Source organism: Azospirillum oleiclasticum (assembly GCF_013423485.1).
Taxonomy (GTDB): Bacteria; Pseudomonadota; Alphaproteobacteria; order Azospirillales; family Azospirillaceae; genus Azospirillum; species Azospirillum oleiclasticum.
On sequence record NZ_JABFFR010000033.1, the window covers coordinates 43,490 to 57,009 of the forward strand.

12 protein-coding genes are annotated in these 13,520 nt (G+C 70.8%); 9 read left to right on the plus strand and 3 right to left on the minus strand.

Translation table 11 applies throughout. The annotated features are described in order from the left end of the window. Window positions 1-104: 104 nt before the first annotated feature. Genes HL658_RS27835 through HL658_RS27855 form a run of 5 tightly spaced genes read left to right on the plus strand, consistent with a single transcriptional unit; the run spans window position 105 to window position 4,496 of the window. Complete coding sequence (locus HL658_RS27835) at window positions 105-731, plus strand: PepSY-associated TM helix domain-containing protein (protein WP_180285681.1); 627 nt, start codon at window positions 105-107, stop codon at window positions 729-731. A 12-nt stretch (window positions 732-743) separates the two neighbouring features. Further along, window positions 744-1,250 (plus strand): DUF2271 domain-containing protein, encoded by a 507-nt coding sequence (locus HL658_RS27840; RefSeq protein WP_180285680.1) that lies wholly within the window; start codon window positions 744-746, stop codon window positions 1,248-1,250. 20 nt (window positions 1,251-1,270) lie between these two features. Next, window positions 1,271-2,077 carry a DUF4198 domain-containing protein gene (locus HL658_RS27845; protein ID WP_180285679.1) on the plus strand — a complete coding sequence of 269 codons (807 nt, stop codon included), beginning with the start codon at window positions 1,271-1,273 and terminating at the stop codon, window positions 2,075-2,077. Continuing rightward, window positions 2,074-3,099, plus strand: coding sequence for an FAD:protein FMN transferase (locus tag HL658_RS27850; RefSeq protein WP_211109867.1), 1,026 nt, complete (start codon window positions 2,074-2,076; stop codon window positions 3,097-3,099). The genes HL658_RS27845 and HL658_RS27850 overlap by 4 nt, the downstream gene beginning before the upstream one ends. Continuing rightward, window positions 3,096-4,496: a sulfite reductase subunit alpha gene (locus HL658_RS27855; protein WP_180285678.1), complete on the plus strand. Its 1,401-nt coding sequence runs from the start codon at window positions 3,096-3,098 to the stop codon at window positions 4,494-4,496. The genes HL658_RS27850 and HL658_RS27855 overlap by 4 nt, the downstream gene beginning before the upstream one ends. Before the next feature lies 1 nt (window position 4,497). Here HL658_RS27855 and HL658_RS27860 read toward each other — a convergent pair whose 3' ends face one another. After that, window positions 4,498-5,127 (minus strand): MBL fold metallo-hydrolase, encoded by a 630-nt coding sequence (locus HL658_RS27860; protein WP_180285677.1) that lies wholly within the window; start codon window positions 5,125-5,127, stop codon window positions 4,498-4,500. A gap of 211 nt (window positions 5,128-5,338) precedes the next feature. Here HL658_RS27860 and HL658_RS27865 point away from each other — a divergent pair, with 211 nt between their 5' ends. Then, window positions 5,339-6,442 (plus strand): coiled-coil domain-containing protein, encoded by a 1,104-nt coding sequence (locus HL658_RS27865; RefSeq protein ID WP_180285676.1) that lies wholly within the window; start codon window positions 5,339-5,341, stop codon window positions 6,440-6,442. 105 nt (window positions 6,443-6,547) lie between these two features. Here the strand turns inward: HL658_RS27865 and HL658_RS27870 are convergent, their stop codons facing one another. Both HL658_RS27870 and HL658_RS37375 read right to left on the minus strand, forming a co-directional pair. Next, entirely contained in the window at window positions 6,548-8,116 is a 1,569-nt protein-coding gene (locus tag HL658_RS27870) for a lipopolysaccharide biosynthesis protein (protein WP_180285675.1), read from the minus strand. A gap of 9 nt (window positions 8,117-8,125) precedes the next feature. Then, window positions 8,126-9,199: a nitroreductase family protein gene (locus HL658_RS37375; protein WP_246337960.1), complete on the minus strand. Its 1,074-nt coding sequence runs from the start codon at window positions 9,197-9,199 to the stop codon at window positions 8,126-8,128. A gap of 328 nt (window positions 9,200-9,527) precedes the next feature. Here HL658_RS37375 and HL658_RS27880 point away from each other — a divergent pair, with 328 nt between their 5' ends. The 3 genes from HL658_RS27880 to wecC all read left to right on the plus strand — a co-directional run bounded on the left by HL658_RS27880 (window position 9,528) and on the right by wecC (window position 13,514). Continuing rightward, complete coding sequence (locus HL658_RS27880; RefSeq protein WP_180285674.1) at window positions 9,528-10,838, plus strand: polysaccharide pyruvyl transferase family protein; 1,311 nt, start codon at window positions 9,528-9,530, stop codon at window positions 10,836-10,838. A gap of 305 nt (window positions 10,839-11,143) precedes the next feature. After that, a complete protein-coding gene (gene wecB, locus HL658_RS27885; RefSeq protein WP_180285673.1) occupies window positions 11,144-12,280 on the plus strand; it encodes a non-hydrolyzing UDP-N-acetylglucosamine 2-epimerase in 1,137 nt (378 codons plus the stop codon). Then, window positions 12,264-13,514 carry a UDP-N-acetyl-D-mannosamine dehydrogenase gene (gene wecC / locus HL658_RS27890; protein ID WP_180285672.1) on the plus strand — a complete coding sequence of 417 codons (1,251 nt, stop codon included), beginning with the start codon at window positions 12,264-12,266 and terminating at the stop codon, window positions 13,512-13,514. The genes wecB and wecC overlap by 17 nt, the downstream gene beginning before the upstream one ends. The last annotated feature ends 6 nt before the right edge of the window (window positions 13,515-13,520 follow it).

The window sequence follows — 13,520 nt, forward strand, 5'->3', positions numbered from 1 at the left end:
TTGCGAATGCCTCTCATTGCCAATATGCTGCGCCCCGGACGATGAACGGTGCGTTGCGGCAGGGCACGACCTCGGCATGTTCGCACAACAACGAAACGACGGGTATGACGAAGACGCCGGATCAGGGGCGCCGGGGGTTCTGGCTCAAGCATCTGCATCGGTGGCACTGGATCAGTTCGGCGCTCTGCCTGATCGGGATGATGCTGTTCGCGGTCACCGGCATCACCCTCAACCATGCCGGCTCGATCGAGGCGAAGCCGCGGGTAACCACCCAGCGCGCGACCCTGCCGACCGACCTGACGGCGTTGCTGGAGGCGCCACCGCCGGCCGGGAGCACAGCACTGCCCGGCGCCGTCGCCGACTGGATCGGGCGGACGCTGGCGGTGGACACCGCCGGCCACGACGCCGAGTGGTCGGCCGACGAGGTCTATGTCCCGCTGCCGCGGCCGGGCGGCGACGCGTGGCTGAGCATCGATCGCGCGGGCGGGGAAATCGAGTACGAGCGCACCGACCGCGGCTGGATCTCCTACCTCAACGATCTTCACAAGGGGCGCAACACCGGTGCGGCGTGGTCGTGGTTCATCGACCTCTTCGCCGGCGCCTGCCTCGTCTTCTGCGTCACCGGGCTGTTCCTGCTGCATCTGCACGCGGGTAACCGCCCGACCACATGGCCGGTGGTCGGGCTGGGTCTGGTGATGCCGCTTCTGTTGGCCGTCCTGTTCATCCATTGAGGGGCTTAGTCCATGCGCACCTGGGTGCCGGTCGCCGTGACCGGCCTGTTGACCGGTCCGGCCGCCGCGGCCGACATGACGGTCAAGGTCGAGATCCCCACGCTGTCCGTGGCGGAATACCACAAGCCCTATGTCGCCGTGTGGGTCGAGAAGCCCGACCAGAGCGTCGTCGGCAACCTTGCGGTCTGGTACAGCCTCAAAATGCGCGACAACGAGGGCGTCAAGTGGCTGAAGGACCTGCGCCAATGGTGGCGGCGCAGCGGCCGGTCGCTGGAGATGCCGGTTGACGGCATATCCGGCGCCACCCGCGCCCCCGGCCTGCACGAGGTCGACACCAAGGCGCTGCCGCTCGCGTCCCTGCCGCCCGGCGAGTACGCCCTGGTGGTGGAGGCCGCGCGCGAGGTGGGTGGGCGCGAGCTGCTGCGCGTGCCCTTCCAGTGGCCCCCGGCCAAGCCCGTGACCGGCACGGCGAAGGGCGAGAGCGAACTGGGCACCGTCACCATCGACCTGAAACCCTGATGAACAGCGGGACCGCCCCCATGCCGAAAAAGATCGCCGCGCTGGCCCTGGCCCTCACGGTCGCCCTGCCGCTGACGGCCGAGGCGCACCGCGCCTGGATGCTGCCCTCCGCCACCGTGCTGTCGGGCAAGGACCCGTGGGTCACGGTCGATGCCGCCGTCTCCAACGACCTGTTCTATTTCGAGCATTTCCCGCTCCAGCTCGACGGGCTGGCGGTGATGGCGCCCGATGGCTCGCCGGTCAAGACGGAGAACGCCAGCACCGGCCGCTACCGCAGCACCTTCGACGTGCACCTGACCCAGCCCGGCACCTACAAGATGGCGGTGGCCGGCGACAACCTGTTCGCCAGCTACAAGCTGGATGGCCAGCAGAAGCGCTGGCGGGGCACGCCGGACAAGCTGGCGGACATCCCGGCCAACGCGACCGACCTGAAGATCCGCCATTCGCAGCGCCGGCTGGAGGTCTTCGTGACCGCCGGCAAGCCCTCCGACGGCGTGCTGAAGCCGACCGGCAAGGGGCTGGAGCTGGTGCCGGTCACCCACCCCAACGACCTGTTCGCCGGTGAATCGGCGCGCTTCACCCTGCTGCTCGATGGCAGGCCCGCCTCCGGCATCGAGGTGGAGGTGGTGCCCGGCGGCAACCGCTACCGCACCAAGCTCAACGACATGACAGTCAAGACCGACGACACGGGAGGCTTCGCGGTCACCTGGCCGGAACCCGGCATGTACTGGCTGAGCGCCGACGTCACCGACACGAACCCCTCCGTCCCGCAGGCGTCCGAGCGCACCGCCAGCTACACCGTCACGCTGGAAGTGCTGCCGCAGTGACCGTCACGGCCGCGCCCGCCCGCCGCGTCCTCATCCCGCCGACGCTGGACGACCCCGGCCTGCGGCCGGGCGTGCGGCCGGTGCACGCGCTGTCCGGGCGGACCATGGGGACGACGTGGTCGGTCAAGCTGGTGCCGCCGCCGGGCATGCATGTGCCGGACCTGCGCGACGGCATCCAGGCCCGCCTCGATCGCGTGGTGGCGGAGATGAGCCACTGGGACCCCGCCTCCGACCTCGGCCGCTTCAACCGGGCGTCCGCCGGACGCTGGCAGGAGCTGCCGGAGGATTTCGCGGCGGTGCTGGACTGCGCCCTGGCCGTGGCGCGCGACAGCGGCGGGGCCTACGACCCCACCGTCGGGCCGCTGGTGGACCTCTGGGGCTTCGGCCCCGACGGCCCCCGCGACCGTACCCCCGATCCCGCCGCGGTGGAGGAGGCGTTGGCCCGCTGCGGCTGGCAGCGCCTCGAACTGGACCGGGATAGCCGGCGCGTATACCAGCCGGGCGGGCTGCGCCTCGACCTGTCGTCAATCGCCAAGGGTTTCGGCGTGGACGTGGTGGCGCTGCACCTGGAGGCGCTGGGCATCGACAGCCACCTTGTCGAGGTCGGCGGGGAGCTGCGCGGCCGGGGCGTGAAGCCGGACGGCATGCCCTGGTGGGTGGCGCTGGAAACCCCGCCCGACGCGGCGGTCGGCGGTGCGGGGGCGGCCGTGGTCGCCCTGCACGGCCTGTCGGTCGCCACCTCCGGCGACTATCGACGCTTCTTCGAGGCGGGCGGGGTGCGCTACGCCCACACACTCGACCCGCGGGCAGGGCGGCCGGTGGCGAACCGTCTGGCGTCCGTCACCGTGCTTCACCCCTCCTGCATGTGGGCCGACGCCTTCGCCACCGCGCTGACGGTGCTGGGGCCGGAAGAGGGCATGGCCTTCGCCGGGGACCGGGACCTCGCGGCGCTGTTCCTGATCCGCACGGAGACGGGGCTGGAGGAGCGGCTGACCCCGGCGTTGATGGCGATGCTGGAATGATCGACCTCTCGCTCGACCCCGCCGGGACGCGGACGGCGCTCGCCGCGGCGATCCTGCTCGGCTACACCGCCTTCTGCGGGCTGGTCTACGGCCACCACCGGCGCGCGCGGGTGCGGCTGGCGGCGCTGGCCGGTCCGCCGCTGGAATCCGGGACGGAAGGGGGGGCGCAAACGGTGCTCGTCGCCTACGCCAGCCAGACCGGTTTCGCCGAGCGGCTGGCCCTGCGCACCGCCGGGGCGCTGCGCGGGAGCGGCACGCCGGTGTGCGTCGCGCCGCTGGGCGCCCTGACGGCCGAGGCGCTGGCCGGCTGCTCGCGGGCCCTGTTCATCGTCAGCACCACCGGCGAGGGCGACCCACCCGACGGCGCCGCGCGCTTCGCCCGCCGCGTCATGGGCGGGACGGCCGACCTGCGTGGCCTGCGTTACGCGGTGCTGGCGCTGGGCGACCGCGACTATGCGCGGTACTGCGCCTTCGGCCGGGCACTCGACGCGTGGCTCCACCATCAGGGGGCGACGGCGCTGTTCGACCGGGTGGAGGTGGACGACGGCGACGATGGCGCCCTGCGCCACTGGCAGCACAACCTGACCTTTGCCGGCGGGCGCGCCGACATGGCCGACTGGAGCACGCCGGATTACGGCCGCTGGCGGCTGGCCGCGCGCCGGCACCTGAATCCGGGCAGCCCCGGCGCCCCGGTTTTCCATGTGGTGCTGACCCCGTTGGACGGGCCGCAAGCGTGGAAGGCCGGCGACATCGCCGAGATCGGCCCGCGCGACCCCGCGGATCCCAGGCGCAAGCTCCCCCACCGCGAATACTCCATCGCCTCGACCCCCGAGGATGGCGGCATCGAGCTTCTGGTGCGGCAGGTGCGCGGCCCCGACGGGCGGCTCGGCATCGGCTCGGGCTGGCTGACCGAGCACGCCGCCGTCGGGGCGGAGATCGCGCTGCGGGTGCGGGAGAACCGCGGCTTCCACGGGCCGGCCGACGACCGGCCGCTGATCCTGATCGGCAACGGCACCGGCATCGCCGGCCTGCGCGCCCATCTGCGGGAGCGCGCGCGGGCCGGGCACCGGCGCAACTGGCTGCTGTTCGGCGAGCGCAGCCCCCGGCACGACCGCCCCTTCGCCGCCGAGATCGCCCGCTGGCATGCGGACAGTGTGCTGGAGCGGCTGGACCTAGCCTTCTCCCGCGACCCCGCCGATCCCGCCTATGTGCAGGACCGGTTGGCCGCAGCGGGGCCCGAGGTCGCGCGCTGGGTGGCCGAGGGTGCCGCGATCTACGTCTGCGGCAGCCTCCAGGGCATGGCGTCGGGCGTCGCCGAGGCGCTGACCGCGATCCTCGGCGAGGCGATGCTGGAGACCATGGCTGCCGAGGGTCGCTACCGCCGCGATGTTTACTGACTCACCGCAGGAACGGGTTGTAGAGCCGCTCGTCGCCGATGGTGGACATCGGGCCATGGCCGGGGATGAATTCGACCTCGTCGCCGAGCGGCAACAGCTTGGTGGTGATGGAGCGGATCAGGTCGGCGTGGCTGCCGCGCGGGAAGTCGGTGCGCCCGACCGAGCCGGCGAACAGCACGTCGCCGACCACGGCCAGCTTCGACGCCCGGTGGACGAACACCACATGGCCCGGCGTGTGGCCGGGGCAGTGCAGCACCTCCAGCGTCTGGTTGCCGACGGTCACCGTGTCCCCCTCCTCCAGCCAGCGGCCGGGGGTGAAGGTGCGGACCGGCGGGAAGCCGAACATCTGGCTCTGCATCGGCAGCCCGTCGATGAGGAACTGGTCCTCCCGCTGCGGCCCCTCGATGGGCAGCCCCAGCTTTTCCGCCAGGGGGGCCACGGCGCCGACATGGTCGATGTGGGCGTGGGTGACCAGGATCTTCTCCACCGTGACGCCGTTGGCGGCGATGGCGCGCTCGATCAGGGGAATGTCGCCGCCGGGATCGACCACGGCGCCGCGCATCGTCTCCGGGCACCAGAGGAGCGAGCAGTTCTGCTGGAACGGGGTCACCGGGACGATGGCGTAGCGCATGCGCGGATCCTGTCTTCGGGCATGGAAGGCGGCCGTCAGCCTAGGGACGGCGGCCGGTCCGGGCAAGCGCTTCCGCCGGTCTCGGTACCGCAGGCGCGGGTGCGGAAAAAATCAGCACGTATCCATACGATTTAATCCGTATCCGCAATATAGTTCCTGTCGCGGCGATGATCGAATGGCCGCACCCTCGCCACCCAGATGAGTTCACAAGATGATGAACGACAGCAACGCACCGGGTCCGGTGGAAAACCGGGCGCGGGTCTGGAAGTACACGGCGCTCGGCACCAGCGCCGTCGCGATCATCGCCATCATCGTCGGGATCACCCAGGCGAACCACGCAAGCGACCTGGAGCGGCAGCTCGCCGACACCCAGGCGCAGATGCAGGCCCTGGGCAACGACCGCAACGCCGCCATGGAGCGTGGCCGCGGCCTTGAGCAGCAGCTGGCGGCCGCGACCCAGGCGCGCCAGCAGGCCGAAGCGTCGGTCGCCGACCTCAACACCAAGATGCGGCAGGCGCAGGAGCAGGCGTCGGAACAGCTCGCCTCCGTGACGCAGGAACGTGACCAGGGTGTCGCCCGGCTGCAGTCGCTGACGCAGGAGCGCGACGGCCTGAAGGAGCAGGTCACCGGCGCCCAGCAGCGCGTGTCCGCGATGGAGGGCGAGCGCGAGCAGGCGCGCAACGAGCTGACCGCCTTGCAGCAGCGGGTCGAGCAGGAGCAGCTCCTGCGCCAGACCACCGACCAGCAGCGGGCGGTGATCGCCGACCTGGAGAAGCAGGTGCAGACGCTCCAGGACCGGCGGGCCGGGATCGGCGAGGAGATCCAGAAGGCGACGGCCGACCTGGCGCGCATCAACCAGGAGACCACCACCGCCGCCGAAAGCCTGCAGCGCACCGTCGCTTCCAACGGCGAGATGACGGCGCAGGCGGCCCAGCTCCAGCAGCAGCTTGCGGCGGCGCAGAAGTCGGTGAGCGAGGGCACCAGCCGTGTCACCGCGCTGACCGACGAGATGAACCGCCTGACCGAGCGCATCAACGGCGCCCGCCAGGAGGAGGCGCAGCTCAGCACCCGCCTCGCCGCACTCAACGCCGAGATCGCGGAGAAGAGCCAACAGGCCGCCACCTACAGCCAGCAACTCGCCGAGGCGCAGGCGGCGCTCGCCCAGGCCCGCCAGTCCCTCGGCAGCGCCGTCGGCCAGGGCGGCAGCGCCAATCAGAACGCCCCGGCCGGCTCCGGCGCCTCCCAGCCGCAGGCGCAGCCGGAAGGCCAGCCGGCGGAGCAGCCGCAGCAGCCGGCGCAGCAGCAGAGCCAGTAACGTTCACCGCGCGAACACCGAAACGCCCGCCGGAGCGATCCGGCGGGCGTTTCGCTTTTCATCCTTTCGTCGTGTTCCACGCCTTCGCAGGGATGACGGGTATCGTCAACCGGCGACCACCGGTTCCCGCGGCTTCCGCCGAAGTCCGGTCAGGCGGGCGATGGCGTCGCGCTCGAAGGGTGTGAACGGCCATGCGACCAGAACCAGCAGGCCGAACAGCAGCACCGGCCCGCCGATGGCGAGCGCCTGCAACGCCATGGCGCCGAGATCGGGCATGGCGGCGCCGAGGTCCGGCATGATGGTGAGGGTCACCGCCATCGTGACCGCCGTACACAGCCCCAGCCGCACATAGCCCGACGTGTCGAACCGGTAGGGGAAGCCGCGCCGCGCCAGCGCCAGGATGATCACGGCGTGCGACAGGATCTCGCCCACCAGCAGCGCCGCCACCAGCCCGACCGGCCCGGCCCCGGCGACCAGCAGCACCGCACCCAGCGGCAGCGCCACCACACTCGCCAGCGACCCCACGGAGGTCAGCTCCGGCACGTTGAGGATGTTGGTCAGCAGCGACAGAACCACCCGATGGCTCTGCGCCACCAGGAAGGCGACGAAGCCGGCGGCCACCAGCCACTGGTCGGCGAACTTGCCGTCCGACAGCAGCGACAGCAGCGCGTCGCCGCCGGACACCGTCAGCACCAGCAGCGGCAGCAGCACCAGCAGGTTGCCCTTGTAGAGGAGCTGCACATGGTCGAGCAGCCGGTCGAATCGGCCGTCGACGCTGTAGGCGGCCACGATCTTCGGCCGCGCCAGCGTGATCAGGATGGTGATTGGCAGGTAGCGCCGGATCTGCTCCGCCAGCGTGCGGCAGAAGCCGAAGCCGGCCATCGCCGCCGGCCCCGCCATGGCCGCCCCGACGAGCAGCAGCGTGTTGGCCCCGGCGAGGCTGGAGACGAGCTGGGCCACATAGTTGTGACCGGCGATGGCGGCCATGTCGCGGATGGGCGCCGGCGTCCAGCCCTCCACGCGTTCATGGCCCTGCGTGCGCCGCGCCATGATCCAGGCGGTCTGCGCCAGCGTCGCCAGGAAGGCCGCGGCGGACGCCCAGATCTCCGCGATCACCACCTCGTGCAGGACCAGCCCGTCCTGCATCCAGGCGAAGACCAGCCCGGCAAAGATCACGCCACGGAGCGCGGCGTTGGCCTGGGAATGACCGGGCATCAGCATGGGGTCGAAGATCTCCCCGCGCACGGCGCGGGCGAAGCCTTCCATCAGCACGACGAGGAGGTAGATCGCGAACTCGTCCTCATGGCCGCCGATGCCGAACCACTCCGCCACCTCGTGCGCGACGCCCAGCAGCAGCCCGGCGCACAGGCCCAGGGTCACCAGCCGCACCGCCAGATAGCCGGCGATCAGCCGGCGCATGTCGCGGCTGGAGCCGTGGATGCGGTATTCCGGCACATAGCGCGCGGTCACCCAGTCCAGCCCCAGCCCGGTGTAGGTGATGGACAGCGCCAGCACCGACAGCAGGATGGTGTAGACGCCGAACTCGGCGACGCCCAGGCCGCGGGCGATCAGCACCATGGCCGCCAGCGTCAGCGCCGCCGACACAACCCGTCCGCACATCATCGAGACGAAGCCGCGCCGCAGCACCTTCAGGGAGTAGAGATCGACCCTCACCGCCGCACCTCACCGGACCACCAGCACGTCCGACAGCGGCTTGCGGGCGGAGAACGCCACGCGCAACCGTTCGGGCAGATGGCCGACGGCCACCATCATGATCACCAGTTCGCTGTCGGGGATGCCGGCGGCGGCGCGCATGGCGGCGTCCGTCTCGCGCGTGACGCTCCAGTTCAGCATGCAGGCGCCGAGCCCCAGCGCGTGCAGCGCGTGCACCAGCGACATGGCGAACAGCCCGCCGTCGATCCAGCCCTGGTAACGTTCGCCGACGCTGGTGAAATGCTGGAGATCGGCGGTGACCACGAGGAGCTGCGCGGCCCCATCGCCGAAGCCGCGGTTGCCGTTCTGGAAGGACAGGAGGCGGCGCCGCTGCTCCGGATCGGTGAAGGCGTAGGCCTTCCAGGGCTGGCGGTTGCAGACGGACGGCGTGCGCTGCGCCATGCGCACGGCGCGCTCGACGAGGTCCAGCCCCACCGGCTCGCCGGAGAAGTGGCGCACGCTGTGGCGGCTGCCGAAGAAGGCTTCCGGGTCGGTGGGAAGGGTGGCCAGCACCGCCGCCCGCTCCACCGCGCGCGTGCCGCCGCAGGGCTCGTCGGCCGGCGGGGCGGCGCCGAGCGTGGCGAAGCGGGCGAGTGCGGCGTCCACCTCCGCGTGGGCGATTCCGTGGCCGCGGTTGAAGGCCTGGTACTCGGCCAGCGTGGCGATGCCCGACCTTGCGGCGTCGTCCGCGCCGAAGCGGCGGAGCTGCTGGTCGAGCAGCGTGATCAGTGTCCGCACCGCGTCCGCCCCGAAGCCGGGGCGCGGGGCGGGCAGGGCGAGGCCCTTCTCGATCCGGTGGTAGTTGAGCGTGACGAGCGCGGAGAGCTGCTCCCGGCTCAGCTCCGCCCTGGCCAGCGACGACCAGCGCCGGTAGCGGCCGGCGTCGTACAGCAGGTTGGCGACGAGCTGGCGCACGGCACGCGCGCCGCGGGCGGCGGCGGCCAGCCGCCGCACCGCACCGTCCGGCATCACGCGCGACAGCGCCGCGCGCTTCCAGGAGACCGGTGGGGGGAGCGCCAGGCTGGTCACGGCGTCTTGCGACATGGTCCCTCTCGGGCTTGGGATGCGGGGGACGCACCCGCGGCGGTAGCGCCGCGGGGGAACAGGCGGGTCATGATACGCGGTGCGCTCCGCCGCCCCTCACCGGCTTCGGGATTAACGCGCGCGATCATCCGGGGTAGCGGCGGGGCGTGAGGCAAGCTCAACCGGAAGCGCCGGAACGGCGCGGCCGCGCCGGTCGAGTGCGGCGGCGGTAGATGGGACGCACCACGCGGACAAAGGGTGATGACGCCTCCGCGTCCTATCATTGGGGGTGCGCGCGCCATACTTCATGGGCCCCACCAACCGACCGATGACAGCGGGCGAGGCGGCGATGGCGTTGCGCATCTATTTCACGGGACACCGTTCCTTCTGCAACCATGGCTGCGAGGCCCTGGTGCGCTCGGCCGTGTCGCTCTACCGGCAGGCACTGGGAGCGGCGGAGTTCCTCGTGCCGTCCGCCGACCCGGCGGAGGACACCCGCTTCTGGCCGGACGCCACCGACCATGGCGTGCGCTTCGTGCCGGTGGTCGACCCCTGGCCCGGCCACCGCTGGTGGGAGCGCGCGGTGCGCCGCGTGCCCGGCTGGGGCCGCCTGCCCTGGCCGCCGGGCCCGCTGGCCCCCGGGACCCGCGCGGCGCTGGACGAGGCGGACCTGCTGATCTCCACCGGAGGCGACAACTATTCGCTCGACTACGGTCTGGTGTCGCTCTTCACCATGATCGGCACCGACGGGGCGGCCATGGACCGCGGCGTTCCGGCGGTGCTGTGGGGGGCCTCCGTCGGGCCGTTCGACGCCGCACCACACGTGTTGTCGGCGGTGCGCCGCCACCTCGCCCGGTTCGACGCGCTGGTGGTGCGGGAGACGGCGACGCTGGACTACCTGAAGGCCCAGGGGCTGGACGCGCGCCTGTCGCTCGCCACCGACCCCGCCTTCCTGATGACGCCGGAGGAGACGTCGCTCATGCCCTTCTGGCCGCGGGAGACCGGGCAGGGCACGGTGGCGCTCAACATCAGCCCGATCATCCTGCGCCGCCATGCCGGTGCTGGCGGCCGGAACCTCGAGGACGAGATGGTCGCCTTCGCGCTCGACCTCGCGTCGCGCGGTTACGGCGTGCTGTTCGTGCCGCATGTGGTGGGTCAGTCCGGCAGCGGGCTGAAGTGCGACCACGCGTTGATGGCGCGGCTGCTGGAGCGCACCGGCACCGCCGGCGGCCGGATCGCCCTGCTGCCCCGGCGCTTCAACGCACCGCAGATCAAGCACGCGCTGGCGCGCTGCCGCTTCGTGATCGGCGCCCGCACCCATTGCACCATCGGCGCGCTGTCCAGCGGCGTGCCCACCCTGTCCATCGCCTATTCGGTCAAGGCGACCGGCATCAACCGCGACCTGTTCGGCGACGAACGCTACGTGCTGGACGGTGCCTCGCTGAGCAGGACATCGCTGGACGCCGGGCTGACCCGCCTGGTCGCGGACGAGGGCGTCATCCGTGCCACTCTGGCCGCCCGCAAGCCCGACTGGAGCGCGTCGCTGGAACGCGCCGTGGCCACTGTGCGGGCGGCGGTGGAGGCACGCGGCGGCGCACCCTTCGGACAGCGCTACCCCCTTCGTGCCGCGGCCGGCCCGTCCGGCATCGCCTGCGACTGAACGCGTGTATCCGGTGGCGGCCCGGTCATCTGTCCGCGGCTGCCCCGGAGAACCACGGAACCATCCAACGAACCTTGAGGAGCCAAAAGAAACATTGATCGCAAATCGGCAAGACGACACATTGCTATCGAAGCGCAAAGTTAAATCATACAATTCAAAGTAATAATCGCCCTGCATTTCGAGTTCTTTATTCGGCCAACATCACGCGATGCGACGGCGGTTGTAACCGCTGTCGGGAAGATCGACGTCACGGTGAACCGTCGGCGCGCGAGAACTTCCTTTGCCTGACATGGGTGGAGATCTTCATGAAAGTGCTGATCGTCTTCGGCACGCGGCCGGAAGCCATCAAGATGGCGCCGCTGCTGAAGCGGATGGAGGCCACGCCCGGCCTGACGCCGGTGGTCTGCGTCACCGCGCAGCACCGGCAGATGCTGGACCAGGTGCTGGAGCTCTTCGACATCCGCCCCGACTACGACCTCGACCTGATGAAGGACGGGCAGGGGCTCTCCTACGTCACGAGCGCCGTTCTCAACGGGCTGCGGCCGGTGATCGAGGATTGCCGTCCCGACCGCATCCTCGTCCAGGGCGACACCACCACCACCATGGCGGCGGCGCTGGCCGGTTTCTACGCCCGCGTGCCGGTGGGTCACATCGAGGCGGGGCTGCGCACCGGGAACATCCAGTCACCCTGGCCGGAGGAGATGAACCGGCGGCTGACCACCGTCATCGCCGACCTGCATTTCCCGCCGACCGCCCAGTCGCGCGACAACCTGCTGCGCGAGGGGGTGGCGGAGGACCGGGTGCTGGTCACCGGCAACACGGTGATCGACGCCCTGCTCTTCGCTGTGGACCGCATCGAGCGCGACGCGGACCTCCGCCGGTCGCTCGACTCGCGCTTCCCCTTCCTGGAGGAGATGGAGCGGCAGGGCCGCCGTATGATCCTCGCCACCGGCCACCGGCGGGAGAATTTCGACGGTGGGCTGGAGCGGGTGTTCACCGCCCTGTCCTGGCTGGCCGAGCGGCCGGACGTGTCGGTCGTCTTCCCCGTCCACATGAACCCGAACGTCCGCCGGGCGGCCGACGCGGTGCTGAAGGGCCTGCCCAACGTGCACCTGATCGAGCCGCAGGAGTACCTGCCCTTCGTCCAGCTGATGCGCCGCTCGCACCTGATCGTCACCGACAGCGGCGGCGTGCAGGAGGAGGCACCCTCGCTGGGCAAGCCGGTGCTGGTCACCCGCGACACCACCGAGCGGCCGGAGGCCGTGACCGCCGGCACGGTGGAGCTGGTCGGCCCCTCGGCCGAGGCGGTCGCCCGCCACGCCACCCGTCTGCTCGACGACCCCGATGCCTACGGCCGCATGAGCCGGGCGCACAACCCCTATGGCGACGGCCGCGCCAGCGACCGCATCGTTGAGAGGCTGCTCCATGAAAACCGTCAGTAAGGTCTCCGTCATCGGGCTGGGCTACATCGGCCTGCCGACCGCCGCGGTCTTCGCCGACCGCGGCGTGGAGGTGGTCGGCGTCGATGTGACCGAAAGCGTGGTCCAGCGCATCAACGCCGGCGAACCGCACTTCGTCGAGCCGAACCTGGCCGCCCTGGTGCGCCGCGTGGTGGAGGCGGGCAAGCTTCGCGCCTCGCTCACCCCGGAGCCGGCGGACGTGTTCATCGTCGCCGTGCCCACCCCGTTCCAGGACATCGAGGGCCACCATTGGCCCGATGTCAGCTACATCGAGCGCGCAGCCCGGGCCATCGCCCCGGTGCTGAAGCCGGGCAATCTGGTGATCCTCGAATCCACCTCCCCCGTCGGCACCACCGAGCGGATGTGCGGCTGGATGGCGGAGGAGCGGCCGGACCTGACCTTCCCCACCCAGAAGGGCGAGACGTCCGACATCCGCGTCGCCCATTGCCCGGAGCGCGTTCTCCCCGGCAGGATCCTGGACGAGGTGGTCAACAACGCCCGCGTCATCGGCGGCATCACCCGCAAATGCGCCCAGCAGGCGTTGCAGGTCTACAAGATCATCTGCGAGGGCGAGTGCCGCCCGACCAGCGCCCGCACGGCCGAGCTGGCGAAGCTGACCGAGAACGCCTACCGCGACGTCAACATCGCCTTCGCCAACGAGCTGTCGGTCATCTGCGACCGGCTGAAGATCAATGTGTGGGAGCTGATCAAGCTCGCCAACCTGCACCCGCGGGTGGACATCCTGCGCCCCGGCCCCGGTGTCGGCGGCCACTGCATCGCGGTGGACCCCTGGTTCATCGTCGACAGCGCGCCGGAGGAGGCCCGCCTGATCCGCGCCGCCCGCGAGGTCAACGACAGCAAGCCCGGCTTCGTCTGCGCCAAGGTGCGGGAGAAGGCGCGCTCGCTGGTCAAGCCCGTCATCGCCTGCCTCGGCCTGTCCTACAAGAAGGACGTGGACGACCTGCGCGAGAGCCCGGCGGTGCACATCGTCGCCGAACTCGCCAAGGAGAAAATTGGCCGCATCCTCGTCGTCGAGCCGCACATATCCGCCCTGCCGAAGGACCTGCAAGGGCTGGATCTGGAGCTGGCCGACTTCGACCACGCCATGGACCAGGCCAACATGGTCGTCTTGCTGGTCGATCACATGACCTTCCTGACCGTCGATCACGACATTCTCAAGGACAAGTTCGTCATCGACACGGTCGGGGTGTGGTGAGGGGAG

Excerpts from the sequence above, each read along its gene's own strand:
- HL658_RS27835 (WP_180285681.1), top strand. The coding sequence starts at position 105 with ATGACGAAGACGCCGGATCAGGGGCGCCGGGGGTTCTGGCTCAAGCAT.
- HL658_RS27840 (WP_180285680.1), top strand. The coding sequence starts at position 744 with ATGCGCACCTGGGTGCCGGTCGCCGTGACCGGCCTGTTGACCGGTCCG.
- HL658_RS27845 (WP_180285679.1), top strand. The coding sequence starts at position 1,271 with ATGCCGAAAAAGATCGCCGCGCTGGCCCTGGCCCTCACGGTCGCCCTG.
- HL658_RS27855 (WP_180285678.1), top strand. The coding sequence starts at position 3,096 with ATGATCGACCTCTCGCTCGACCCCGCCGGGACGCGGACGGCGCTCGCC.
- HL658_RS27860 (WP_180285677.1), bottom strand. The coding sequence starts at position 5,127 with ATGCGCTACGCCATCGTCCCGGTGACCCCGTTCCAGCAGAACTGCTCG.
- HL658_RS27865 (WP_180285676.1), top strand. The coding sequence starts at position 5,339 with ATGATGAACGACAGCAACGCACCGGGTCCGGTGGAAAACCGGGCGCGG.
- HL658_RS37375 (WP_246337960.1), bottom strand. The coding sequence starts at position 9,199 with ATGTCGCAAGACGCCGTGACCAGCCTGGCGCTCCCCCCACCGGTCTCC.
- HL658_RS27880 (WP_180285674.1), top strand. The coding sequence starts at position 9,528 with ATGGCGTTGCGCATCTATTTCACGGGACACCGTTCCTTCTGCAACCAT.
- wecB (WP_180285673.1), top strand. The coding sequence starts at position 11,144 with ATGAAAGTGCTGATCGTCTTCGGCACGCGGCCGGAAGCCATCAAGATG.
- wecC (WP_180285672.1), top strand. The coding sequence starts at position 12,264 with ATGAAAACCGTCAGTAAGGTCTCCGTCATCGGGCTGGGCTACATCGGC.